This is a genomic window from Pseudazoarcus sp. NS34 (genome assembly GCF_059703725.1).
In genome coordinates, this window is the sequence record NZ_BAAKIZ010000001.1 from 205696 (window position 1) to 229645 (window position 23950).

The following is a 23950-nucleotide window of genomic DNA, read 5'->3' on the forward strand; positions in this document are numbered from 1 at the left end:
CGAGTTCACTCGGCCTTGCCGGCCAGTTCTTCTTCGAGACGGCGCAGAGTCGCCCGGCGCGGCTGATCGACGTCGCTGCGCGCCGCGATCGTCACGCATACGGTGCGGCACATGTCCTTGAAGTTGGCGTCGCAGATCCAGTAGAAGACCTGACTGCCTTCGCGGCGCCGATCAACGATGCGTGCGCGATAGAGCATGTTCAGGTGACGCGAGGTGTTGGCCTGCGTCAGCTCGGTGCGCTCGACAATGTCGTTGACCGGCAGCTCCGCATCGCACAGCGCGTGCAGGATGCGCAGCCTTGCCGGCTCGGACAGCAGGCCAAAATAATCGGCGACGCTTTCGAAGACCTTGGAGAGTTCATCCATTTCGTTTATCGATCCATGCAACATGTTTATACGACTATATGAGCATGCACTCATACGGTCAACGAAAATGTTCAGTGCAGGGACGTTCATTTTTTGGACCGCGCGGTGTAAGTTCCGGATGCAACACTAGGCCGACCCGCCGAACCTATCTGTCGGTGCGGGCCCGACCGCTTTGAGCCACGTCGCACGGAGGAGACACCCCATGAAAGTCCGACTCATCATCGTGGCAGCCTGTCTGGTCGGCTTGCCCGGCCTGGCATCTGCTGAATACCCGAACGCGGCACGCGATCTCGCCGCGACCTGCGCCAACTGTCACGGCACCAACGGCCACAGCGTCGGCGGGTCCGACGCGCTGGCCGGAGTACCGGCCGCCAACATCCTGCAGAAACTGCAGGAATTCCGCTCCGGCGACCGGCCGGCGACGATCATGCATCAGATCGCCAAGGGCTACACCGAAGATCAACTCAAGCTGGTCGCGGACTATTTCGCGGCGCAGAAATAAGCGGGGGACACGAACATGGTCAATCGACGCAAGTTCCTGAAAACAGCCGGCGCCTTCACTGCCGGCACCGCCGCTTTCGGCACGGCACAGGCCAATGATCTGCTCGAAGCCGGCCGCAACCTGCTGCGCGATCTGAGCAAGAAGGAAGAGCCCAAACCAGCGGCCGCCCCCACCACCGCACCTGCCCCGGTAAAGGCCGGCGGCCACGTCGTCATCATCGGCGGCGGCTACGGCGGCGCCACCGCGGCCAAGTACATCCGCATGTGGAGCAACGAGACAGTCAAGGTCACGCTGGTCGAGCGCAACACGCAGTTCACGTCGTGCCCGATCTCCAACCTGGTCATCGGCGGCATCAAACAGCTCGAAGACATCACGGTCAGTTATGACAATCTGCGCAGCAAATGGGGCGTGGAAGTGATCACCGACGAAGTCATCGGCATCGACGTTGCCCGCCGTCAGGTTCGCCTGGGCCGCGGCGCGACAGTGGGCTATGACCGACTCGTGCTGTCGCCGGGCGTGGATTTCATGCCCGACCGGGTCGCCGGCCTGACCGGCAACGAGCACCTCGTGCCGCACGCCTGGAAGGCCGGGCCGCAGACCGTGCTGCTGCGTCGCCAGCTCGAGGCCATGCCGGATGGTGGCGTCTACGCCATGCACATTCCGCAGGCGCCCTACCGCTGCCCGCCGGGACCGTACGAACGCGCCTGCATGGTGGCCAACTACTTCAAGCAGCACAAACCCAGGTCGAAGGTGCTGGTGTTGGACGCAAACCCGGACATCACCTCCAAAAAGGGTCTGTTCATGAAGGCCTGGGAGAGCAACTACCAGGGCATCATCGACTACCAGCCCAACAGCCGCCTGATGTCGGTCAATGCGGCTGCGCGCACCGCCGAGCTGGAGTTCGGCAACGTCAAGGCCGACGTGCTCAACGTCATCCCGCCGATGCGTGCCGGCCGTCTGGCCGACTTTCTCGGCGTCGATCTGGCCAACGACCGCTGGGTGGACGTCGACTTCCGCACGCTGGAAGTCAAGGGTCTGCCGGGCGTACATGTGCTCGGTGACGCCACACTGTCGGCCCCGGCCATGCCCAAGTCCGGTCACATGGCCAACCAGCACGCCAAGGTCGCGGCTGCCGCGATCATCGAAATGCTGGCCGGCCGCGAGCCCAATCCCGCACCGGTGATGGCGAACACCTGCTACAGCTTCGTCGACAGCGAGAACGTGGTGCATGTGGCCTCGGTACACCAATGGAGCGCCGAGAAGAACACCCTGCTGGCCGTGCCCGGTTCAGGCGGCGTGTCGACAGCCGCCAGCAAGCTGGAAGGCCGCCACGCGATGGCCTGGGCGCAGAACATCTGGGCCGACATGCTGGCCTGATGGGTTTCGCACCCGGTAACGCAAAGGGGCGCCGCAAGGCGCCCCTTTTTCGTCCGGCTCGGACAAGCTCAGTCGAGCGAACTGACGTACACCGCCAAGGCCTTGATCTCGAGCTCGGTCAGCTTGCCGGCAATGCCCGCCATCACGGGGTCTCCGCCTTCGGCGAAGGACTTCAGCCGGCTCTCGATGTAGCGCGGGATCTGGCTCGCGAGCCGTGGCATCTGCGCGCTGCCATGGCCGTCCAGCCCGTGGCAGCTGGCGCATGCCGGCACGCCGGCGTATTCGTTGCCGCGCGTGTAGATGAAGCGCCCGACCTCAAGCAAGCCAGCATCATCGGTAACCTGGCCAGTAGTCGGCTTCCTCTCGAAGAACACACCCAGCGCGAGCATATCCTGCTCGCTCAACTCGGCCACCACGCCTTCCATCATGCTGCTCTTGCGCTTGCCGCTCTTGAAGGCCGCAAGCTGACGCACGATGTACTGGTAATGCTGCCCCGCCAGTCGCGGAAACAGTTTGGTCGAGCTTTCACCGTTGGGGCCGTGACACATGAAACAGCTGTCCATGTGAAGGCGCTCGGCGCGCGCCAGATCAAGCTGCGGCGGTTCAACTGCAAACACCGCACCCGCTGCGGCGAACGCCGCCACAGCCATGCTGATGCGTTTGAAATTCATTGCGCCTCCTCGCTCTTCGCTGCATCCCGTCGCGCCATGGCGTGCCGGGTGCCGCAGGCTGGAGAAAGCGTATCAGAATCTTCTGATGGAGAAGCAAGCACGGATGCTCACCAGCCGTGCTCGAATATCCACGGCGGCGTCGGCTGCAGCAATGCAGCGCGGACGTAGGGAACGGTGGCCTCGGGCAGCGCATTGCGCGCATGCCAGGCCAGCGCGTCACACTTGTCGGGCTCGGCGATCACCGGCCCGCCAGTCCAGCCGGAAGCGCGCAGGAAGAAGTCGATACGATTGGTGTCGGACTTGCGATGCACCGCCCCGAGCATCTGCAGCATGTCTTCCGCCAGTTCGATACCCAGCTCTTCGGCCACCTCGCGGCACGCCGTCTGGCGCAGCGACTCGCCCGCTTCAACATGGCCGCCCGGCAGGCTCCACAAGCCGTCAAAGAAACCGGTGCCGGCGCGCCGCATCAACAGGATGTTGCCGTCGCGCTCGAGCAGCACATGCACCCCGGTCGGGATACCAGCGTGAGCGATTACAACCATGCTGCGCTGCTCAGGCCTTTCCGGTGCTGCCGAAGCCACCTTCGCCGCGTTCGCTGTGCTCGAAGCTGTCGACGATGTTGAAGCCGACCTGCAGCACCGGCACGATCACCAGCTGCGCAATGCGCTCCATCGGCTGGATGGTGAAGCTGGCATGCCCGCGGTTCCACACCGACACGAAGATCTGGCCCTGATAATCGGAGTCGATCAGCCCGACCAGATTACCCAGCACGATGCCGTGCTTGTGCCCGAGGCCCGAGCGCGGCAACACCATTGCCGCCATGCCGGCATCGGCCAGGTGAATGGCGATGCCGCTCGGCACCAGCGTTGTCTCGCCGGGATGAAGCTCGATCGGCGCGTCGATGCAGGCACGCAGGTCAAGTCCGGCAGAACCGGCGGTGGCGTAGGCGGGCGGACTGGCGCGCAGGCGCTCGTCGAGAATGCGGACGTCGATCTGGGGCATGAGAAATTCCGTTCAGCGGCGCGCCGCAAGCATGGGCGCAAGGTGGTCGATGATCTGGCGGGCGATGGTGTCTTTCGGGGCGCGTGGCAGCGGGTGTGCGCCGGCTGCGTCGTACAGCGTGACCATGTTGTCGTCGCCGCCCAGCCCGTCTTGCACCAGGTTGCCGACCACAAGATCGAGCTTCTTCGCCACGCGCTTGCCTTCGGCGTAACGGTCGAGCTCGCGGCTCTCGGCGGCGAAGCCCACGCACAGCGGCGCGTCCGGGCGCGCGGCGACTTCGGCGAGGATGTCGGGATTGGGCACCAGCGTGACCGAACGCGTCTCCGCTGATTTCTTGATCTTGTGCGCCTCGGCATTCTCCGGCCGGTAATCGGCCACCGCCGCGACGCCGATAAATACGCTGGCGCCCGGCAAGGCTCCGAGTACCGCCTCGCGCATATCCAGCGCGCTGCGCACATTCACGCGATGCACGCCAAGCGGCGTGGGCAGCGCACTCGGCCCGGCCACCAGCACCACTTCGGCACCGGCGCGCTGGCAGGCCTGCGCCAGCGCGAAGCCCATCTTGCCGGAACTGGAATTGGTGATGCCGCGCACCGGATCAATGGCCTCGAAGGTCGGCCCGGCGGTCAGCACCACCTTGCGCCCGGCGAGTTGCTTGGGGCTGAAGAAAGCGCATAGGTGCTCGAACAGTTCTTCGGCTTCGAGCATGCGCCCGAGGCCGACTTCGCCGCAGGCCTGCTCGCCCGCCGCGGGGCCGAGCACCGCCGCGCCGTCCTCGCGCAATTGCGCGACATTGCGGCGCGTAGCCGGGTGCTCCCACATCTGGCGGTTCATGGCCGGCGCGACCAGCAGCGGGCAGTCGCGCGCGAGACACAAGGTGGTGAGCAAGTCGTCGGCGCGCCCCTGCACCAGCTTGGCAATCACGTCGGCCGTGGCCGGCGCGACGAGGATCGCGTCGGCATCGCGCGACAGGTCGATGTGCGCCATGTTGTTCGCCATGCGCGGATCCCACAGATCGGTCCACACCGGCTTGCCCGACAAGGCCTGAAAGGTCACCGCGGTAACGAAACGCGCGCCACCTTCCGTCAGCACCACATGCACGTCGGCCCCGGCCTTGACCAGCAGACGCACCAGCTCGGCCGACTTGTAGGCCGCCACGCCACCGGTCACGCCGATTACGATCTTCCGTCCCGCGAGCTCGCTCATGTCAAATGCATTACCATTCAAACGTCATCAAAACGGAGTCGCAACATGGCGATCACCGACTGGCCCGAAGACGAGCGTCCGCGCGAGAAACTGCTCGCACGCGGCGCCATCGCGTTGTCCGACGCCGAACTGCTGGCGGTATTCCTGCGCGTGGGCATGCGCGGCAAGAGCGCGGTCGATCTGGCGCGCGATCTGATCACGCGTTTCGGATCACTGACCCGGCTGTGCGCCGCCTCTGCGGCCGAATTCTCGGCTGTCCCGGGCATGGGAACGGCCAAGTATGCCCAACTGCAGGCGGTGATGGAACTGGCGCGCCGCGCGCTGGCCGAGCAGATGACCGACCGCGACCTGTTCGATTCGCCCCGCGCCGTGCGCGACTGGCTGCGCCTGAAGATCGGCGCGCTGCCGCATGAGGTGTTCATGGTGCTGCTGCTCGACGCCCGCAACAGCCTGATCGCGGCGGTCGAACTGTTTCGCGGCACGCTCACCCAAACCAGCGTGTACCCGCGCGAAGTCGTCAAGCTCGCACTGGCCCACAACGCCGGCGCAGTGATCTTCGCGCACAACCATCCGTCCGGTGCCCGCGAGCCGAGTACCGCTGACGAGACCCTCACGCGCAGCCTCAAGCACGCGCTGGATCTGGTCGACGTACGGGTGCTCGACCATTTCATCGTAACCGCCCACGCCGACCCTGTTTCGTTTGCCGAACGCGGGCTGCTGTAGCCAAACAGCGGCGGGCTTACTCCGCCACCAACTCCAGCGCCTCGCCACCGAGCGCAACCTTCTGCCCGACCCGCAGCTTGGCCCGCTTGCGCGACTCGACCTTGCCGTCAACCCGCACACGCCCGGCCTCGACCGCCGCATGCGCCTCGCCGCCGCTGCTCACCCAACCGACCGCCTTGAGCAACTGATCGAGCTGGATGTGGTCTCCCTTCACTGCGAATGTCGCGCTCACCTTGTGGTCCCCTTTAGAATTCCGTGCATGAGCCTACACCAACCGGACGGACTGCCCGAACTCGCCGCGATTGACGCGGCCATCGCGCAGGCCAGCGCCACCGGCGCCCTGCATGCAATCCATACCGAACAGACCTTTATCGACGACCACGGCATCCGCTTTCTGGTGCGCTGGGCGTCGTCCCTCGCGGCCAAGGATGCCGCGCGCAAACCGACCGCCAACGCGGCCCCGGCCAACCCTTTCCTGCCGCCCGAGCCGGCACTGACCATTGGCCCGGCAGGCGCACGACACCTTCTGGTGCTCAACAAGTTTCCGGTCATCGAACGGCATCTGCTGATCGTCACGCGCGATTTCGAGGACCAGACCGCTGCGCTGAGCTGCGCCGACTTCGACGCACTCGCGGCCGTCATGCAATCCCTGGACGGGCTGGGTTTCTACAATGGCGGCGAGGCCGCCGGCGCAAGCCAGCATCACAAGCATTTGCAGTGGATTCCGGAATCGCCGCAGAGCGACTGTCTGCGCAGCATGACAGCGGCCCTGCCCGCCAACAGCCGAGCGCAGGAAGTGGTGCGTCATCCCTTGCTGAACTGGCGCCACGCCTTCATCCGGCTCGGCCCCGGCGCCTCGGGCTCCGAACTGAACGAAGCCTTCGCTCTCGGCGCGGCGGAGTGTGGTCTGAACGCCGAGGCTGGTCACATGCCGCCCTACAATCTGCTCGCCAACGATCAGTGGATGCTGGTCGTGCCGCGCTGCACCGAGCGCTGCGAGGGCATTTCGATCAACGCTCTGGGTTTTGCCGGGTCGATGTTCGTGCGCAACCGCAACGAGATCGACAAGGTGCGCGCGATCGGCCCGCTGGCGATGCTGGCGGCCGTCGCGGCCTGAACCGGGTCAGCTCACGCTGCGTGCGGCCAATCGAATACCTGCAGCGGCGGCAGGCCGACGGTGGCGCGCAATTCATCGCATTTCGGATTCGGCGTGCCGTCCTCGAAATACACCGGAAACTCGCGGCATGGCGTGGGGCGGTTCTCGTAAATCGTGCACATCACCTCGCTGCCGACCTCACCCGCCAGCGCGCTACAGCGACGCGGCACGCTGTTGCTGCCCTGCATGCAGCGCATGTGGTCGTTGAGCTTTTCGGTCATGTGGGCCGGCACGAAGCCGCCCGGAGCGTCATCACCCTCTGCCCAGTAGAACGAGATGCGGAAGTGCGTGCAGCAGATGCCACAGGTCATGCAGGGGTTGTAGTCGCTCATATCCGCCAAACGCTCAGCTCGCGCCGGCTCCCCCGGACGGGTGGAACCACCGCGTCGATGACATCCATCGGAATGACCTTGGTCGCGGCGCGCGAATTCTAGCGCTTAAGCGGCTCGCCGCAATCTGTTTTTAGCGCTGGATCAGATAGTTGCGGACAAATACATTCAGCGCGCAAGAGGCTGCAGACCGTGACGGCGCCGGGCGTCGTCGCAGCCCGCTTCGCCAATGCCAAGCGCCGCATACGGCGCGAAGTCACGGCAAGGACCAGGGCGAGATTCATAGATGGCGCAGCTCACGGCCACACCAACTTCGCCTTCGAGCGCACAACAGCGCGGTGCTGCAGTGTCGGTGCCGCGCATGCGCCAGATACGCTCGGTGACGGGTACCGCAAGCGCATCGGGCACGCCGCCGGGCAGGCGGCTGGCCAGTTCGGAGAAATGGAAGTCGACGCGCAATGCAGCACAGCAAGCACCGCAGGCGCTGCAATGGTCAATCATGTCACGCAGTCGCGCCGCAACACTTCTTGAACTTCTTGCCACTGCCGCACGGGCAGGCCTCGTTGCGACCGGGACCGGTCGCGGCAACCACCGACATGTCGGTGGCGACTGGCTCGGGCAGCGGCAACTCCAGATCAGACCAGCGCGCACGGATTTCCATCACCGCATCGCACGCATCGGCAAGCCATTCAAGCCGGGTACTGTCGGGCACGTCTTCGTCTGCGGCTTCCCACGGCCGGATAACCGACTGCAGGGTTTCGGTGACGATCTCGGCGTCCTGATGCGGAACGAGCCCGGCCCAGTCGGTAGGCCACAGCTCCAGACCTTGCAGGAAGCCCTCGATCCACTCCTCGCCCACGACCAGCTCATCGGCGCTCGAACCGGCGTAGCAGAACGGCTCCCAGCCCTCGGGAGCGCCGACCGTAGTAACGAGCTCGTTGTAGTAGCGCAGCACCAGCCGGATGGCCTGCTGCATACCACCGCCGGACGCAAACGACGCGTCTTCGTGCGCACTCCACACGGCGGGCATCCAGTCTGCCGGGGCCAACGGCGTGGGCGAGATGACGACCGCCGCCAGGTAGCCGTCGAGCATCTCCAGGTTCATGCAGTCTTCGGGCACTGCGTCGGAGGTCAGGATTTCCTCGAGTGCATCGAACTCGTCATCGCTCAGTTCGTGCGGATTCGCGTTCTCATCCGTCATCGGCATTCTCCGTGGTTGGCCCGAGACTGCGCTATCGAGGCCCAAAGCGCAAGCCGGCCGGGCGATTCAGGCTCGTCCAGCGTCGTCTGGATCCGGTACAGGGGCTGCCCGGAATCCCGGTATTTGCGCTCGAACGGTGTCAACGGCGCATCGGCCACGAAGGTCTCCACCCGCAGCTCGCGACCCAGCGCATAGCCGGTCGCCCAGGCAAACTCGTCGGCATATACCTGCCAGTTCGTGCGGCACTCAAGTGTGCCGCCAAGCGCCAGGACCCACGGAAACACCGGATGGGCATGCCAGCGCCGGCCCACGTGCCCGATCTTCGGCCATGGATTGGGATACAACACGTAGTGCTGCGCCAGACGCAGCCCCGCGTCGAACAACAGGCGCCAGTAATCAATCAGGTCAGCACGCGCAAACACCATGTTCTGCGGCCACATGGATTGTGGATAGGGCTTGCGGCGCGACAGGCGATCATCCGACTGATCCACTCCAATGACGAAGTGGCCGGGATGGGCGCGCGCCAGCTCGATGGTGCTGTGACCCACACCACAACCCGCGTCCAGAATCAGCGGCGCTCTCGCATCCCAGCCTTCGAGACTGCGCTCGAAGGCCTCGCGATTGTAGGGCGCCACCGGCTTGCGGAAGGGCTCGCGCAGATGGCGTTCGACGCGCACCGACAGGCTTTCGTGCACGCCCTGTTGGGCGCTGAGCGGGATACGGGAGTTGGCGTAGGACATCCGGACATGTTCTCATGCGGCAGCACGGCATTATCTCTTGCTTTGGTCCGCGAGTTAGCCGATAATGCGCGACTTCTCGCAATTAGGCCGGCCACATCCGCCTGCCGCTCGACCCCAAGGATTTCACGATGAAAGCCGACATCCACCCGAAATACGCCGATGTGCAGGTGAATTGCTCCTGCGGTAACAACTTCACCACGCGTTCGACGAGCTCCAAGCCGACGATCCAGGTGGAAGTCTGCTCGGCCTGCCACCCGTTCTACACCGGCAAGCAAAAGATCGTTGACACCGCCGGTCGCGTCGAGCGCTTCCGTCAGAAATACGGCAACGTCCAGCGCCTCGGCTAATCGCAGCGCAGCACGTTCAAAAAAGGGGCAGCTCAGGCTGCCCCTTTTCTTTTGCTTTCGGAATTTGAACACCCAACACCGCTAGAATCGGGTTTTCAACGAAAACGTCATAGCGCTCATCAATGCACGACCGGTCCCTGCCACGCTCCGCGCTCGAACGCCAACTCTACGGCGCCGCCGGTCTGACCTTGCTCGTTCTGGTCTATCTGCTTCCCGGCGCCATCGGGCACGAGCCCTGGCGCGGTTCGGATATCGAACATTTCAGCGCCGTGCATTCCTTGCTGCAGGGCGAATGGTGGCTGCTGCCGACCATTGCCGGCGAACCCGTACCCGGCTTCGGGCCCTTTCACTACTGGCTGTCTGCGTTGTTTGCCACCGCCTTGGGGTGGCTGCTGCCGCTGCATGATGCGGCGCGTCTGGCCACGCCGTTTGCTGCGGCGCTGGCCACGCTGTGGATCACCCGCGCCGCGGCCCGACTGTATGGCCGACACACGCGTGCTGCGGCCGCCCTGCTGACCATCGGCACGCTCGGCCTGGCGGTTCACGTGCACGAAAACCAGCCCATGATCACGCTGATGGCGCTGCAGGCCATGACGCTGGCCGGGCTGGCGCTGATTCCGACCCAGCCCCTCAAGGGCAGCATACAGGCGGGCCTGGGCGTTGCACTGGCCTTCCTCACGGCCGGCTTTGCCGGCGTGCTGCTGACCCTGCCGCTGCTCGCGCTGGTTGCCATAGCCGTTCCCGAGATTCGCACCCCGCGCTCCAGCGGAGCGCTGATCATCGGCCTGACCATTGCCGTTGGCGGCAGCGCCTTGTGGCCGATCGCGCTCGGCGCCACACAACCCGAGTTGCTGGACCTGTGGTGGGCGCGTGCCTGGGCCGACTTTGTCGGCGATCCGCTGTCGCGCGCGGACCTGCCGCGGCTCGCGGAGATGCTTGGCTGGTTCACCTGGCCGCTATGGCCCATTGCCATTTGGGCGCTGTGGCGCGCCCGCCGCCAGCTTCGTCGTCTTTCATGGCTGTTGCCGCTGGTTGCAGCCGGCATCGCATTGATGTGGATAGGTCTCGGCGGCAGCCTCAGCGCAGAAGCCATGCTGCCTGCCGTACCTGCGCTCGTCTTGCTCGCCGCCGGTGGAATACCCACGATGCGCCGCGGCGCAGCAAACGCCTTCGATTGGTTTGCGTTGATGACCTTCGGCATCTTCGCGCTGCTCGTCTGGCTGGCCTGGACCGCGCAGATTTTCGAATGGCCGCCCGGACTGGCGCGCAGCCTCGCGCGCATGGCCCCCGATTTCGCTCCGGGCGGAACCACGCTGCAAGCCACACTCGGCATCCTCATCATGCTGCTGTGGGCCGTGCTGGTATGGCGGCTGCCGCGCACGGCTGATCGCGCCTCGACCAATTGGGCGCTGGGCATGACCATGCTGTGGTGCCTGATGGTCACGCTCCTGCTGCCGTGGGTCGACAACACCCGCAACTACCGCCCGATGGCCGAATCCCTTCGCCTGGCGCTGACGCAGGAACAGCCGTCGTGCGTCGCGACAACCCATCTCGGGACAACTCACCGCGCCGTGCTCGATTACTACCTCGGCCTGCGCCCGACCGCCACGCGCGACAACGAAACCAACTGCCGCTATCTGCTTGTGCACGACGACGAGGCAATCGCCGCACCGTCACCCGAATGGGTTCCGGTCTGGCGCCATCGTCACGCTGGCGGCAAACGACTCGAGGTCTTCACTCTTTACCGCCGTGACTAAACAACAAACCTCCCCCTCCGAACTTCCCGCCTGGCTGGCTCTGCAGGCTCATGCACACCGTCTGGCCAGCACGCGGGTTACCGCGCTATTCGATGCCGACGCGCAACGTCCGCAGTCGTTTAGCCTCCAGCACGACGGCCTGCTCGTCGATTTTTCAAAACAACGCATCGACGCGGCCGTACGCGACAGCCTGCTCGCGCTGGCAGACCAGGCTTCGCTGCCAAGCGGTATTGCCGCCCTGTTCGATGGCGAACAGATGAATTGCACGGAAGGGCGAGCGGCGCTGCACATGGCCGTACGCGGCGGCGCGCGCACGCCGACAGCCGACCTGCTGGATCTGCAGGCCAGCGATCAACGCCTGCGCGCCTTTGCCCGCGCCGTCCGCGAGGGACATGCCGTCGGGCACACCGGAAAGCGCTTCCGCCGGGTCATCAATATCGGCATCGGTGGCTCGGATCTGGGACCGCGCATGGCTTGCGAGGCTCTCGCAGCGCCGGGTGACAACTCGCTTCTGGTGAGCTTTGTAGCCAACATCGACCCGCAGGAACTCGATGCAGCACTCGCTGACGCGGACCCGGCCACGACGCTGTTCATCGTCTCGTCCAAGAGCTTTTCCACGCTCGAAACGCTGGCCAACGCCCGTGCGGCGCGGGCCTGGTTGCGCGCCGGCCTTGGCGCCGACGCAGACACCACCGCGCACTTTGCCGCCGTCAGCAATCGCCCTGATCTTGCCGCCGGATACGGCATTTCGGCCGATCGCGTATTCGCATTGCCGGCCTGGGTGGGCGGCCGCTTTTCGCTCTGGTCCGCCGTCGGGCTGCCGGTATTGATGGCGATCGGAGAAGCCGGCTTTGATGCAATGCTGGCTGGGGCGCGCTCCGTCGACGAGCATTTCCGCGACGCTCCGCTGGCGGACAATCTGCCGGTGATGCTCGGCCTGGCGGGAATCTGGAACTCCAACTTCCTCGGCATCGGCGATCTTGCTGCACTTCCCTACGCCCACGGTCTGCGCAACTTCCCGACCTGGCTGCAGCAGCTCGAAATGGAGAGCAACGGCAAGCGATGCCGCCGCGACGGCTCGCCCGTCGACACCGACACTGCACCGGTTGTGTTCGGCCATGTGGGCACGGTGGGCCAGCACGCTTTTCACCAGTTGCTTTACCAGGGTACGCGTCAGGTGGCGATCGACTTCATCGTTCCGGTCATGGCAAACGATGAGCGCTCACGCGCACTGGTCGAAAATGCGCTGGCGCAGTCGGAAGCCCTTATGAGCGGTCGTGACCTGGAATCGGCAAGGCAGCACCTGATTGCTGCGGGCCGCAGGCCGGACGAGGCTGAACAGCTCGCTCCGCATCTGGTCTGCCCGGGCAATCAGCCCTCGACCACCCTTCTGCTGCCGGGACTCACACCACACACCCTGGGCCAGCTGCTGGCGCTGTACGAGCACAAGACCTTTGTGCAGGGCTGGATCTGGGGCATCAACAGCTTCGACCAATATGGCGTCGAGCTGGGCAAGGAAATGGCCCGCCGCCTGGCGGAGCCCGACAGCGGAGCGACGCATCCCTCTACCGCTGCCCTGCTCGCCGCGATCGCGAGCATGCGCGACGCGGGCTGACCGGAGTCAGGCCTGCATACGCAGGAAGTGCTCGCGGTAATGCCGTAGTTCGGCGATGGACTCGTAGATGTCGGAGAGCGCTTCATGCTTGCCGGTTTTGGTGAAACTCTCGATGACGTCCGGCCGCCAGCGACGCGCCAGCTCCTTGAGCGTGGACACATCCAGATTTCGGTAGTGGAACCACGCTTCGAGCGTCGGCATGTAGCGCGCCATGAAGCGGCGATCCTGGCAAATCGAATTGCCGCACATCGGCGAGACGCGCGCGGGCACATGCTGACCGATGAAATCGAGCATGCGTGCCTCGACCTGGGCGTCACTTTCGGTCGCCGCGCGCACTCGCGCAGTCAACCCCGATTGCCCGTGTGTGCGCGTGTTCCACTCGTCCATCCCGTCAAGCACGGCATCCGGTTGATGGACCACCATCACGGGCGCCTCGGCCACGGTTTCGAGGTTCGCATCGGTAATCACCACGGCGATCTCGAGGATGCGATCACGATCCGGTTCCAGACCGGTCATTTCCATATCCAGCCAGATCAGGCGGTTGTTGTCCTGTGCCATAATCGACGCGCTCCATCCCCAATGACGAGGCCCGGATTGTGTCATACAAAGGCCCGTCCACCGTCCTCCGGGAGGTCATATGGACATCCGCCATTTCGTCGTTGTCGGCCTGTTTGCAGCCGGCCCTGCGCTCGCCGATCCGTTTCAGGGGGCCAACCTTGAAGCCGGCGCTGAAATCCACGCGAATCAGTGCGTCGCCTGTCATGCCGCCAAGTTCGGCGGCAAGGACGGCTCCGACATCTACACCCGCGCCGATCGACGCGTCAGCAGCCCCGACAGCCTGCTCCAGCAACTCACCGCCTGTACCACGATGCTGAATCTGGCCCTGTTCCCCGAGGACGAGCGCGACATCGCCGCCTACCTCAACAAGCACTACTACAGGTTCGAGTGAGTCGCGGAGACGGCGCCCGGCACGCGGGCATGGTGGTCGCCTCTTTCGGGCGCAACTACGAGGTTCTTGGCAACGACGGCGCCACCTTCAAGTGCGTGCCGCGCGGCAAGAAGAGCGTCTACGCCTGCGGCGACGAGGTCGATATCGAACAGACTTCGCCCGGCCAGGGCGTCATCGCCGAACTGCATGAGCGCCGCAATCTGCTGTGGCGCTCAGATGCCTTCCGCGAAAAACTCATCGCCGCCAATCTGACCCAGATTGCGGTGGTCGTGGCGACCGAACCGGGCTTCTCGCCGCTGCTGGTCTCGCGCTGCATCGTCGCGGCTGAAACCCAGGGCATGGGCACGCTGATCGTGCTCAACAAGTGCGACCTGGAGGACAAGCTCGCTCCGGCGCGCGACATGCTGTCGCCCTTCGCTCGGCTGGGCTATCCGATTGTCGAACTCAACGCCTTGTCCGGAGTCGCCCCGCTATCCGCGCACCTGGCCGGCCAGCGCAGCATCCTGGTCGGCCAGTCCGGCATGGGCAAATCCACGATCACCAACGCGCTGATCCCGGAGGCGCAGGCCGTGACCGCCGAGATTTCCACCGTACTCGACTCAGGCAAGCACACCACCACCTTTGCCCGCGCCTACCCTTTCGAGGACGGTTGGCTGATCGACAGCCCGGGCATGCAGGCCTTCGGGCTGGCGCACGTCGGCGCCGAGGAGCTGCTCGAAGCCTTTGTCGAATTCCGCCCGCATCTTGGCAATTGCCGCTTCCGCGACTGCCGACATGATCAGGAACCGGGGTGCGCCCTGATCGCCGCACTCGAACGCGGCCACATCGACCGCCTGCGCTTCGAGCATTTCCACACCATCCGGGCTGAAATCGAAAGCGCGGGACGCCAGGCAAGAGGCTGGTAAACGCAAAAGGGCCCGCTCAGCGGGCCCTTGCTTGTGCGCCAGGCGGATCACATCCGCTCGAAAATCACCGACAAACCCTGACCACCACCGATACACAGCGTGACCAGCGCGTAACGGCCCTGAACGCGGTGCAACTCATGGATGGCCTTGGTGGCAATCGCCGCGCCGGTCGCGCCGACTGGATGACCCAGCGCCACCGCGCCACCATTGGGGTTGGTCTTGGCCGGATCGAGGCCCAGGCCCTTGATCACCGTCAGCGCCTGCACTGCAAAGGCCTCGTTCGATTCGATGACATCGATCTGATCAAGCGACAGGCCTGCGCGCTGCAGCACGATCTTCGTCGCCGGAATCGGCCCTTCGCCCATCACTTCGTTCGGCACACCGGCCACCGCGTACGCCACCACCCGCGCCATCGGCTTGTAGCCAGCCTTTGCTGCGGCATCAGCAGCCGCCAGCACCAGAAAAGCCGCGCCGTCATTGATGCCCGAGGCGTTGCCGGCCGTGACGGTGCCGTCCTTCTTGAAGGCCGGACGCATTTTCGCCAGAGCTTCGACGGTCGTCTCCGGCTTGCAGTGCTCGTCGGTGTCGAACACCGTCTCGCCCTTGCGCGACTTGAGCACGATCGGAACGATCTGGTCCTTGAAGCGCCCCTCGGCAATCGCCACGCCGGCACGGCGGTGCGACTCGGCTGCGAAGGCATCCTGCTCGTCGCGTGAAATACCCCATTTCTCGGCCAGATTCTCGGCCGTGATGCCCATGTGGCCGACACCGAACGGGTCAGTCAGCACCGACACCATGGCGTCCACCATGGTAGTGTCGCCCATGCGTGCGCCGGTGCGCATTGCCGGGGCCAGATAGGCGCCGCGCGACATCACCTCGACACCGCCACCGACACCGTAATCGCAGTCACCGAGCATGATCGCCTGAGACGTCGACACGATGCCCTGCAGACCCGACGAGCACAGGCGGTTGACCGCCATCGCCACCGAATCCGCGGGCAATCCAGCCTGGATCGAGGCCACGCGCGCCACATAGGCGTAGCGCGTTTCCGTTGGAATGCAGTTGCCGACCGTGACGTAGTTGATCAGTTGCGGATCAGCACCGGAACGGGCGATCGCCTCTTTCATCACCATGCCGGCCAGTTCAGCCGGCTCAATCGAGCTCAAACCTCCACCGAACGTCCCGATTGCAGACCGCACGGCACTCAGTACCACTACATCGCGAATCGCCATCTCACACCCCCAGTTCGTTCAACGACCCACCCAGCCGGCAATTGCCAGCAAGGCCAGAACCAGCACATACAACACCAGCACCCGCCAGATCATGCGCGCCACGCGCAGCAACTGGTCAACGTCGACCGCCGCACCCAACCCCAGTTCAGGTCGATCGACAAGCTGCCCATCCTGATGCACCGGCATCCCCAGACGCAAGCCAAGCGCCCCGGCCCCCGCCGACAACACGATACCGGCGGCGCGCCCCGCCCACTGCCCGGCCTGCGTCCGCCAGCAGAACAACGCATCCTCGAAGTTGCCGATCACCGAAAAGGCCACGGCCGTTATGCGCGCCGGCACGGCGTCCAGCCACTCCCAGGCTTGCCGGCCAAAAATCCCGAATGCCGAGTCAGCTTCCTGTTCGCGTGCACCGCAACGCTCGCGAAAGCGCCGCGCCAACCGATACATGACCACTCCAGCGGGCCCTGGAAGCACCACAAACCAGAACAACACGCCATACAGCCCCTGATGAGCCGTGAGCAGCGCATGTTCGGAGGCAACGCGGGCCAGTTCCGTGGCGTCAGCACCCGAATGATCACGCCCGGTCCAATCGCTCAAATGCCGCGAAGCCGCCGCAACGTCGTCGTCAGCAAGTGCACGCTGGACGTCAGTAAACATGCCCTCTTCGCGGCGAAAGCCCAGGGCGAGATACAGCACCCCTGCGCCAAACGCAAAGGCCAGAACCGGATGAAGGGAAAGCAGAAGAAAATGTGCAAGCAGCGTGAGCACGCCACTCGAAACAACCACCAGACACCACGCCAGACGACCGTTGGAGAAACTGCCGTCGTCGTACAACTCCCCAACCCGTGCACAGGCGCGCCCGAGCAAGTCATCCACCGCCGCATGTTGCTGCAGCGGTCTCACCTGCTCAAGAATCAGGGCCAGGATCAGCGCAAAAAGTGTCATTGCAATGCCATTGTTGCAGTGCAGCTATGGCGGGCAACATAACACAAAAGTCCTATGCCAGCCGGCGGCTTCCGTCAGGTTTCGCGCAGGAAGCGGTGCAGCGAAACAAGGATCGCGGCGGTCGTCCCCCAGATGTCGTAATCGCCATACGGCATGGAGACCACGCGTCGCGGACGCCCCTGAAACTCGGTATCCAGCTGGATGTGATTCGACTCGTCCATCAGAAACCCGAAGGGCACCTCGAACGACTCGGCTACCTCGAAGGGATCGAGCCTGAGCTCGAACGGCGGATGCACCAGCGCCACCACCGGCGTCACCCTGAAGCCCGTGCGCGAGAAGTACTCCGGCAAGCGCCCCAGAATTTCGAGCCGGTCGGCGCCCAAGCCAACTTCCTCTTCCGTCTCGCGAATCGCCGCCATCGTGGGCGACGCGTCGCTCTCCTCAATGCGCCCACCCGGAAAACAGATCTGGCCGGGATGGTGATGCAGGCGATTGGAACGCAGCGTCAGCAACACCGACAGCCCTTCGTCACGCACCACCAGCGGAACGAGTACGGCTGCCGCAATGTGTGAGGAAGACGGCTCGACGCCAAGCTCGACGATAGTCTCCGTCACATACGAGCGACGAAACCCCTCGCGTAGCCTGCTGATGACCTGCTCTACTTCGTCGGCAAGATTATTCATCGAGAATGTCTGATATGCGCTGCGATGGCTTGCAAGTATAGTGCTACAGGCCCTCCCGCGAGCAGTCCCTTGCCGCTGATCGGCCGCAGCAGCGCGTTTGTCGCCAGCTGCTGTCTTGTTCAGTCAATGCAGATTAGGTTAAGCGCATGGTCAAAGCCCGTGGATTCACCCTCGTCGAACTCGTTATCACGATGGCCGTTGCGGCGGTCTTGATGGCAATCGCCGCGCCAGCATTTAACAATCTTCTGGCCGGGTGGCGGCTGTCGAGCGTGACGAATGAACTGATCGCGGCAGTGCACCTCGCACGCTCGGAGGCCGTCCGGCTCAATCGTACAGCCTCCATTTGTCGCGCAAACGACGCAGCGGCTTCCGTATGTGTTGGAGGCGCCGCCGGTGACTTGTGGCAACACTGGATTGTCAGCAGCGGCAACGTCGCAAGGCGAGCCTCTCCAGGAAACACCAACGCCATCGAGGTTACCAGCGGGTTTGCCACCAACACAGTGACATTCGGTCCCGACGGACTCCCGCGCGGAAGCAACACAATCACGGTCTGCAGCACTGCGTTGGCCGCTTCCAACCTTCGTGTCGTCAGCATCGGTCCCGGCAACCGTGTCTCTCTCGATCGCCAAACGGGAAACTGCCCATGAATCGTTTCCGCCGCGCGCCGTCGCAAAGACAATCACAGAATGGCCTGAGTCTTCTTGAAGTACTCATCGCAATGATCGTTCTCTCCCTCGGCCTGCTCGGGCTGGCGGGTCTACAAATGAACGCATTGCGCAACAACCAAAGCGCCATGGAGCGCAGCATGGCCGTTGTTGAAAGCTATTCCATCATCGACGCCATGCGTGTCGATCGCGAGAACGCGGTCAACGGCAACTTCAATCTCGCCGTAGATGCCGACGACCCCGCAGGCGCAACCTTCGCCGCCAACGAACTCGGCAAATGGCGCACCCGTCTGCGAACACTGCTCGGACCGGACGCTGTGGGTGCCGTTGCATGTGCCGCTAACACTTGCACGGTAACGGTGCGCTGGAACGATCAGCGCGGCAGCGGCGGCGCTCAACAACAGACCATTTCGACCCAGGCCCTGCTATGAGACATCGCGCCCCCACTTGCCGCGCCAAGACACGCGGGCTAACTCTGATCGAGTTGATGGTCGCCATGGTGCTGGGGCTGGTGCTGCTCGGCGGCGTCGGCACCATCGTCATCGCCAACGGCGACGCCTATCGAACCAATGAAGGCCTGTCGCAGGTACAGGAGAGTTCCCGCACCGCATTCGAGCTGCTCGCCCGCGACATCCGCCAGGCGGGCGCTACCGCCTGCGGCAGTGGCACCCTAACCAATGTTGTGAATGACACCAATCAATGGTGGCAGGAAGACTGGACCGGCGTCCGAGGCTACGCAGCTGGCACAGCGGCACCCGGCGTTTCCGTCGGCAACGGCGTCCCAGATCGGGTTGCAGGAACCGATGCGATCATGCTGCAAGGCATGGTGGGCGCGGGCGTCACCGTCGACGAGCATAATGTCTCCTCAAGCGGCGCAGCCGCCAACTTCAAGCTGAACGTGCCCACCACGGCCTTCGGAGATGGAGACGTCGTCATCGTGTGCGACTTCAGTCACGCCGCAATCTTCCAGATCACGAACTACAACGACAGCAACAACACGGTTGTTTTCAACACCGGCAATGCCACCAACCCCGGCAATTGCACTAAAGGCCTCGGCCCAGACAGCGCCTGCGGCTCGCCGAACATAACCCCAAACGGCGACACCTACTCTTTCGAGGATCGCGGAGCGCAGATCGCCCGCCTGGAGACGACGATCTGGTATGTGGGCAACAACGGGCGCGCAAACGAGGGAGGGCGCTCCTTGTATCGGCGAACGCTCCGAGGCGGCACAGAAGAGGTCGTCCCCGGCATCACCGATATGCAATTGGAGTATCGCCTCGACAACGAGGCAACCCTGACCGAAGCGCCAGGCGCAACCCAATGGGAAAACGTGACCGCAGTGCAAGTCCAACTCACCGCCGAGAGCCTCGATTCCCGTATCAGCACCGACGGCGGTGCGGGCCGGCTACAGCGCGACTTCACCACCATCATTGGCGTAAGGAACGCGCTATGAAGACGCCACATCACCTCTTGCCTACGACGCACGCGCAGCGCGGTGTCGCCCTTATCGTCTCGCTGATCCTGCTCCTCGTGATCACGCTGATGAGTCTGGGCGGCATGCAGAACGCCACGTTGCAGGAACGCATGAGCGGCAACATGTACGACCGATCGCTGGCCATGCAGGCGGCAGAATCCGCTCTTATCGCGGCACAAGACGCGATCACCGCAGACCCTGCCAATTTCAACGTCGACTGTATCAGCGCTGACCCTGCTTGCCCGGCGGTGCCGGCTGACGCCTTCACCGGGAATAACGGGTGGACCAACGTCGGCGCCGGCTATGTGCTCAACGGCGGCTTGTCGGCCGGCACCCCGCAGTACCTGATCCAACGTATTTTCGCTGGCCCTGTCGAAGCAGATAGCGATCAAGGCAGCGGCTTGAGTGACATTTCCGGCAACTACGGCATGGGCGGAGGCTCGGCCGGCCCCGTCACCGCCACCATCTATCGTGTCACTGCGCGCAGTCAGGCGCCGACTGCGAACGACCCGCGCGCTATCGTCGTGCTGCAATCGGCCGTGCGTCGCAACGACTGAAACCGTCTCGGGAATCGCCATGAAAACATCGCACCGCGTCCGCCGTATCGCTTCGACCGCCTGGCTGCTGGCGGGCTTGACCGCCACGAGCGCCAGCGCCCAGGTCACCGTCGACCAACAACCCTTGGTCGTGGCTCGACCATTGCCGCCGAACATCTATTTCCTGATGGACGATTCCGGCTCGATGGCATGGCAGCACATGCCCGGCACAAATGCTTCGTGGAGTAGCAGTGAGCCGAGCGGCGTCCCGGGAAACGGAGTCATCGCACATGACATAAGGCTGCGCACTTCAAGCGTGAATTCCCAATGGTACGACCCGCGCAAGACCTACACCCCCTGGAAACAGTGGGATGGTTCTTCATGGGGCGACGTCAATCCTACGGATGCTCCTTACGACCCCTCCACCGAGGTTCAGTCCGGTCGATTCAATCTGGCTCAAACGAGCTGGCCGAGCGTCAGTGTCAGCGAGACGTCGAGTGCTGCGTCTCCCGGATACGTGCAAACAGACTGTGAATGGGTGCGCATTGGTGGGCGAGATCGATACGTTTGTACTGATACCTTTATTGCCACTCACCCTTGGCGGTACCAGGGGTTTTACTTCCTCGACTCGAACAACAACAACATCCCTGACACCGGGCAACTCCCTGCGCCGGCGGATACCAGCAACAGTAAGTACAAACGCTATGACTTCCGCTGGAATTCGAGCACCAGTCGGTGGCAAGCCAGAATTCATACCTTGAGCGACAGTAACGGAACATCCAGTTCCTACACGAGCCTGTCAGGGAGCACGCTGTCACCCTGGGGTCGAACCGTGGCTCAAGAGGTCCAGAACTACGCCAATTGGTTCTCCTATTACCGATTGCGTGCGAGCATGGCCAAGGCCGCAGCCAGCCGCGTCTTTTCGACGCTAAGTGACGACTATCGCGTCGGCTACAACACCATTCACAATCGTCAACGTCAAAGCATCCCAGTCGGCACCGACGATGGCCTGTTTCGCAGCAGCAACAAGCAAACATGGTTCCAGCGACTGTTCGACACGCGCGCCTCCAGCGGCACGCCACTGCGACGGGCGCTTGACGACGCTGGTCAGTACTTTAGCGGCACCGCAGATGACGGGCCGTGGGGGCCACCGGTCAACGGCCGGCATCTATCCTGCCGCCAGAACTTCACCATACTGACGACCGACGGCTACTGGAACGGCGACGAGGCCAGCGTCGAGGGCGCCAGACTCGACAACGACAGCATTACCGGAGAGACCATCACCGGCCCAGGCGGCGCCAGCTACCAGTACGAGCCCGCCGCGCCGTATCAAGACGGCCGAGCCAACACATTGGCCGACGTGGCAATGCATTATTGGAAAAATGACCTGCGTTCAACCCTGCAGAACGACGTTCCGACCAGCTCGGCAAACCCTGCATTCTGGCAGCACATGGTCACCTTCGGGGTGTCGATCGGAGAGCGTGGCACGTTCGACCCCAGGAATGATCTGGATGACCTGATAAGCGGCGATCTGGTGTGGCCGGAGCCCGCCGATGACCGCAAGGCCAATATTGACGACCTGTGGCATGCGGCGCTGAACGGAAGGGGTGAATTCATTGTCGCTGCCGACTCGGACGCTTTCGTGCAAGGTCTGACGAATGCACTGGGAACCATCGCCGACCGCCTCGGATCCGGCGCCTCCTTGGCGGCCAACTCGACTCGTCTCGACGACGTACACGCCGCCTTTGCCTACCAAGCGCAGTATTGGAGTGGTACCTGGCGCGGCGACCTGGTTGCGTATCTTATCGATCCAAATACCGGCAGGCTTGCCTCAACTCCGACCTGGCGCGCCGCGCAGCGTCTTGGGGCCGACACCCCCGCCTCTCGCAACATTTTCGTTTCGACCGGGCTGAGCGGCAACAATGCTTATCGCAGCTTCACCTGGAACAACTTAAGCAACGCCCAGCAGTCAGCCATCAACGGATCAGACATCGTCTCCGGCACGGCTGCGACCGGAACCGACATCGTCGCCTACCTCCGTGGCGTACGTGCGTTGGAAATTACACCCAGCGGTACAGGAATTCTGCGTACCCGGACCAGCCTCCTCGGCGATATCGTTAACTCGCAGCCCGTCTATGTAGGCGCGCCAGACGTCAATCTGTATCAGAACGCCGACTTTACCGGCGCCAGCACCTACGCTGCCTTTGCGTCCGCACAAGCAGGTCGGACTCCGATGTTATACGTCGGCGCCAACGACGGCATGCTGCACGGTTTCAACGCCGATACTGGCGACGAATTGTTTGCTTTCATTCCAAGTACCGCAATCATGAACGGCATCGCCGACATCGCCGATCCGGATTACGCCCACAAGTATTTCGTCGACGGTGAGCTCACCGTGGCCGATGTCCATACCAACGCGACGGGCTGGCGCACAGTACTGATCGGGACGATGGGTCGCGGCCGCCCAGGCATCTTCGCGCTCGACGTGACCGACCCAACGAACGTTACTTTCCTGTGGGAAAAGAGTGCTACGGACATCAGCGCCCTCGGACAAAATCTTGGCAAACCGTTGATCGTGAAGCTTGGCAACAACGACTGGAAAGTACTGCTCGGCAACGGCTTCAACAACTCGGGAGGCACCGCGCAGTTGCTGATGATCGACGCCTTATCCGGGTCAACCGCCGCCGTGAGTACCCAAACCTCCGGCAACAATGCACTGTCAGCTGTTTTCCCGTGGGATTCGAACGGCGACGGGTTTACCGACATGGCCTACGCCGGCGACCGACTGGGCAACCTGTGGCGATTCTCCAGCCTTGGAGGGAACCCGACGGTCTCCAAACTGTTCGAGGCCCGTAGCGCCGGCGGGGTAGCTCAGCCGATCACGGCCGCACCGCTGGTTGGCCGCAACATCAAAACCAATCAACGCTGGGTATTTTTCGGCACAGGGCAATACCTCAACACCAGCGACGTCACTTCTCTGGCGGCGCAAACCTGGTATGGACTGATTGATGACGGCACGGCTATCAGTGGTGGCCGAAGCGATCTGGTTTCGCGCTCCATCATCGCCGAGGGCACTGTCAACAACACGCCGGCCCGCGCCATTTCGGCGGGCAACGCTACTGATTTGGCGAATAGCCGCGGTTGGTTTATTGACCTCGTGTCGCCCACCAATGGAGCGGAGGGCGAACGAATGGTAACGCCCAATCAGTTCCGCGGGGGCGCCTTGATCGGCACCAGCCGCATCCCCGACGGCTCTGACCCTTGCAACCCGAGCGGGCGCGGCTATGTGATGGTTATCGACCCTTTCACCGGCGCGCGCCTGAGCTATAGCTTCTTCGACATGACACGCGATGGAATCTTCGACGCGGATGACCAACTTACGGTCGCCGGAGAGAAGATCAACTCCTCCGCCTACGGTTTCGGTGCGAGCCCCAACAACCCGATTTTCGTCGGGAATAACCTCTTCATCAGTCTTGACGACGGCGAGGCCGATGAAATCCCCACCGCGCCCCCACCGGATGACAACGGTGCCGTCCGCCGTTCCTGGCGCGAACTTCTCAATCAGTGAGC

Annotated in this window: 28 protein-coding genes; 14 read left to right on the forward strand and 14 right to left on the reverse strand. The window is 63.6% G+C overall.

Features of this window, described 5'->3' with window-relative positions; genetic code table 11:
• Positions 1-5: 5 nt before the first annotated feature.
• Entirely contained in the window at positions 6-365 is a 360-nt protein-coding gene (locus AC6H0N_RS00995; RefSeq protein WP_497572184.1) for an ArsR/SmtB family transcription factor, read from the reverse strand.
• 202 nt (positions 366-567) lie between these two features.
• Here AC6H0N_RS00995 and AC6H0N_RS01000 point away from each other — a divergent pair, with 202 nt between their 5' ends.
• A complete protein-coding gene (locus AC6H0N_RS01000) occupies positions 568-867 on the forward strand; it encodes a c-type cytochrome (RefSeq protein ID WP_497572185.1) in 300 nt (99 codons plus the stop codon).
• A 15-nt stretch (positions 868-882) separates the two neighbouring features.
• Positions 883-2244 (forward strand): FCSD flavin-binding domain-containing protein, encoded by a 1362-nt coding sequence (locus AC6H0N_RS01005; protein ID WP_497572186.1) that lies wholly within the window; start codon positions 883-885, stop codon positions 2242-2244.
• 68 nt (positions 2245-2312) lie between these two features.
• Here AC6H0N_RS01005 and AC6H0N_RS01010 read toward each other — a convergent pair whose 3' ends face one another.
• The 4 genes from AC6H0N_RS01010 to coaBC all read right to left on the reverse strand — a co-directional run bounded on the left by AC6H0N_RS01010 (position 2313) and on the right by coaBC (position 5123).
• Positions 2313-2915 (reverse strand): c-type cytochrome, encoded by a 603-nt coding sequence (locus AC6H0N_RS01010; RefSeq protein WP_497572187.1) that lies wholly within the window; start codon positions 2913-2915, stop codon positions 2313-2315.
• A 107-nt stretch (positions 2916-3022) separates the two neighbouring features.
• The gene (locus tag AC6H0N_RS01015; RefSeq protein ID WP_497572188.1) at positions 3023-3457 is read right to left on the reverse strand and encodes an NUDIX hydrolase; all 435 of its coding nucleotides are present in this window, start codon (positions 3455-3457) and stop codon (positions 3023-3025) included.
• A 10-nt stretch (positions 3458-3467) separates the two neighbouring features.
• Entirely contained in the window at positions 3468-3917 is a 450-nt protein-coding gene (dut, locus tag AC6H0N_RS01020) for a dUTP diphosphatase (RefSeq protein WP_497572189.1), read from the reverse strand.
• 12 nt (positions 3918-3929) lie between these two features.
• Positions 3930-5123 carry a bifunctional phosphopantothenoylcysteine decarboxylase/phosphopantothenate--cysteine ligase CoaBC gene (gene coaBC, locus AC6H0N_RS01025; protein WP_497572190.1) on the reverse strand — a complete coding sequence of 398 codons (1194 nt, stop codon included), beginning with the start codon at positions 5121-5123 and terminating at the stop codon, positions 3930-3932.
• 45 nt (positions 5124-5168) lie between these two features.
• On the opposite strand from coaBC, the gene radC reads away from it, so the two are divergent.
• Entirely contained in the window at positions 5169-5846 is a 678-nt protein-coding gene (gene radC, locus AC6H0N_RS01030; RefSeq protein WP_497572191.1) for a RadC family protein, read from the forward strand.
• A 16-nt stretch (positions 5847-5862) separates the two neighbouring features.
• Here radC and AC6H0N_RS01035 read toward each other — a convergent pair whose 3' ends face one another.
• Positions 5863-6078, reverse strand: coding sequence for an RNA-binding S4 domain-containing protein (locus AC6H0N_RS01035; RefSeq protein WP_497572192.1), 216 nt, complete (start codon positions 6076-6078; stop codon positions 5863-5865).
• Between the two features lie 27 nt (positions 6079-6105).
• On the opposite strand from AC6H0N_RS01035, the gene AC6H0N_RS01040 reads away from it, so the two are divergent.
• The gene (locus tag AC6H0N_RS01040) at positions 6106-6963 is read left to right on the forward strand and encodes an ATP adenylyltransferase family protein (RefSeq protein ID WP_497572193.1); all 858 of its coding nucleotides are present in this window, start codon (positions 6106-6108) and stop codon (positions 6961-6963) included.
• A gap of 11 nt (positions 6964-6974) precedes the next feature.
• Here AC6H0N_RS01040 and AC6H0N_RS01045 read toward each other — a convergent pair whose 3' ends face one another.
• The 4 genes from AC6H0N_RS01045 to trmB form a co-directional block, all read right to left on the reverse strand.
• The gene (locus tag AC6H0N_RS01045) at positions 6975-7334 is read right to left on the reverse strand and encodes a YkgJ family cysteine cluster protein (protein WP_497572194.1); all 360 of its coding nucleotides are present in this window, start codon (positions 7332-7334) and stop codon (positions 6975-6977) included.
• A gap of 165 nt (positions 7335-7499) precedes the next feature.
• A complete protein-coding gene (locus tag AC6H0N_RS01050; RefSeq protein ID WP_497572195.1) occupies positions 7500-7832 on the reverse strand; it encodes a YkgJ family cysteine cluster protein in 333 nt (110 codons plus the stop codon).
• 1 nt (position 7833) lies between these two features.
• A complete protein-coding gene (locus AC6H0N_RS01055) occupies positions 7834-8532 on the reverse strand; it encodes a UPF0149 family protein (RefSeq protein WP_497572196.1) in 699 nt (232 codons plus the stop codon).
• The gene (trmB, locus tag AC6H0N_RS01060; RefSeq protein ID WP_497572197.1) at positions 8529-9272 is read right to left on the reverse strand and encodes a tRNA (guanine(46)-N(7))-methyltransferase TrmB; all 744 of its coding nucleotides are present in this window, start codon (positions 9270-9272) and stop codon (positions 8529-8531) included. Before trmB ends, AC6H0N_RS01055 begins: the two co-directional genes overlap by 4 nt.
• Before the next feature lie 128 nt (positions 9273-9400).
• On the opposite strand from trmB, the gene rpmE reads away from it, so the two are divergent.
• The 3 genes from rpmE to pgi all read left to right on the forward strand — a co-directional run bounded on the left by rpmE (position 9401) and on the right by pgi (position 12991).
• Positions 9401-9619 carry a 50S ribosomal protein L31 gene (gene rpmE / locus AC6H0N_RS01065; protein WP_497572198.1) on the forward strand — a complete coding sequence of 73 codons (219 nt, stop codon included), beginning with the start codon at positions 9401-9403 and terminating at the stop codon, positions 9617-9619.
• A gap of 122 nt (positions 9620-9741) precedes the next feature.
• Positions 9742-11376, forward strand: coding sequence for an ArnT family glycosyltransferase (locus tag AC6H0N_RS01070; protein ID WP_497572199.1), 1635 nt, complete (start codon positions 9742-9744; stop codon positions 11374-11376).
• Positions 11369-12991: a glucose-6-phosphate isomerase gene (gene pgi / locus AC6H0N_RS01075; RefSeq protein ID WP_497572200.1), complete on the forward strand. Its 1623-nt coding sequence runs from the start codon at positions 11369-11371 to the stop codon at positions 12989-12991. Before AC6H0N_RS01070 ends, pgi begins: the two co-directional genes overlap by 8 nt.
• A gap of 6 nt (positions 12992-12997) precedes the next feature.
• On the opposite strand, the gene orn is transcribed toward pgi, so the two are convergent.
• Positions 12998-13549 carry an oligoribonuclease gene (gene orn, locus AC6H0N_RS01080; protein WP_497572201.1) on the reverse strand — a complete coding sequence of 184 codons (552 nt, stop codon included), beginning with the start codon at positions 13547-13549 and terminating at the stop codon, positions 12998-13000.
• Positions 13550-13628: 79 nt separating this feature from the next.
• Here orn and AC6H0N_RS01085 point away from each other — a divergent pair, with 79 nt between their 5' ends.
• Both AC6H0N_RS01085 and rsgA read left to right on the forward strand, forming a co-directional pair.
• Positions 13629-13940, forward strand: a complete 312-nt coding sequence (locus AC6H0N_RS01085) for a c-type cytochrome (RefSeq protein WP_497572202.1) — start codon at positions 13629-13631, stop codon at positions 13938-13940.
• Between the two features lie 29 nt (positions 13941-13969).
• Entirely contained in the window at positions 13970-14845 is an 876-nt protein-coding gene (rsgA, locus tag AC6H0N_RS01090; RefSeq protein ID WP_497572203.1) for a ribosome small subunit-dependent GTPase A, read from the forward strand.
• Positions 14846-14892: 47 nt separating this feature from the next.
• On the opposite strand, the gene AC6H0N_RS01095 is transcribed toward rsgA, so the two are convergent.
• The 3 genes from AC6H0N_RS01095 to AC6H0N_RS01105 all read right to left on the reverse strand — a co-directional run bounded on the left by AC6H0N_RS01095 (position 14893) and on the right by AC6H0N_RS01105 (position 17705).
• Positions 14893-16077: an acetyl-CoA C-acyltransferase family protein gene (locus AC6H0N_RS01095; protein WP_497572204.1), complete on the reverse strand. Its 1185-nt coding sequence runs from the start codon at positions 16075-16077 to the stop codon at positions 14893-14895.
• Between the two features lie 18 nt (positions 16078-16095).
• The gene (locus AC6H0N_RS01100; RefSeq protein WP_497572205.1) at positions 16096-17022 is read right to left on the reverse strand and encodes a CobD/CbiB family protein; all 927 of its coding nucleotides are present in this window, start codon (positions 17020-17022) and stop codon (positions 16096-16098) included.
• Between the two features lie 74 nt (positions 17023-17096).
• On the reverse strand, positions 17097-17705 hold the full coding sequence (locus AC6H0N_RS01105; RefSeq protein WP_497572206.1) for a CoA pyrophosphatase: 609 nt from the start codon (positions 17703-17705) through the stop codon (positions 17097-17099).
• Positions 17706-17851: 146 nt separating this feature from the next.
• On the opposite strand from AC6H0N_RS01105, the gene AC6H0N_RS01110 reads away from it, so the two are divergent.
• The 5 genes from AC6H0N_RS01110 to AC6H0N_RS01130 are packed head-to-tail and all read left to right on the forward strand — an operon-like array spanning position 17852 to position 23948.
• Positions 17852-18352 carry a GspH/FimT family pseudopilin gene (locus AC6H0N_RS01110; RefSeq protein ID WP_497572207.1) on the forward strand — a complete coding sequence of 167 codons (501 nt, stop codon included), beginning with the start codon at positions 17852-17854 and terminating at the stop codon, positions 18350-18352.
• Positions 18349-18801 carry a type IV pilus modification protein PilV gene (gene pilV, locus AC6H0N_RS01115; RefSeq protein ID WP_497572208.1) on the forward strand — a complete coding sequence of 151 codons (453 nt, stop codon included), beginning with the start codon at positions 18349-18351 and terminating at the stop codon, positions 18799-18801. Before AC6H0N_RS01110 ends, pilV begins: the two co-directional genes overlap by 4 nt.
• The gene (locus AC6H0N_RS01120) at positions 18798-19823 is read left to right on the forward strand and encodes a prepilin-type N-terminal cleavage/methylation domain-containing protein (protein WP_497572209.1); all 1026 of its coding nucleotides are present in this window, start codon (positions 18798-18800) and stop codon (positions 19821-19823) included. The genes pilV and AC6H0N_RS01120 overlap by 4 nt, the downstream gene beginning before the upstream one ends.
• Positions 19820-20401 carry a pilus assembly PilX family protein gene (locus AC6H0N_RS01125; protein ID WP_497572210.1) on the forward strand — a complete coding sequence of 194 codons (582 nt, stop codon included), beginning with the start codon at positions 19820-19822 and terminating at the stop codon, positions 20399-20401. The genes AC6H0N_RS01120 and AC6H0N_RS01125 overlap by 4 nt, the downstream gene beginning before the upstream one ends.
• Positions 20402-20420: 19 nt before the next feature.
• Positions 20421-23948, forward strand: a complete 3528-nt coding sequence (locus tag AC6H0N_RS01130) for a pilus assembly protein (RefSeq protein WP_497572211.1) — start codon at positions 20421-20423, stop codon at positions 23946-23948.
• Positions 23949-23950 lie beyond the last annotated feature (2 nt).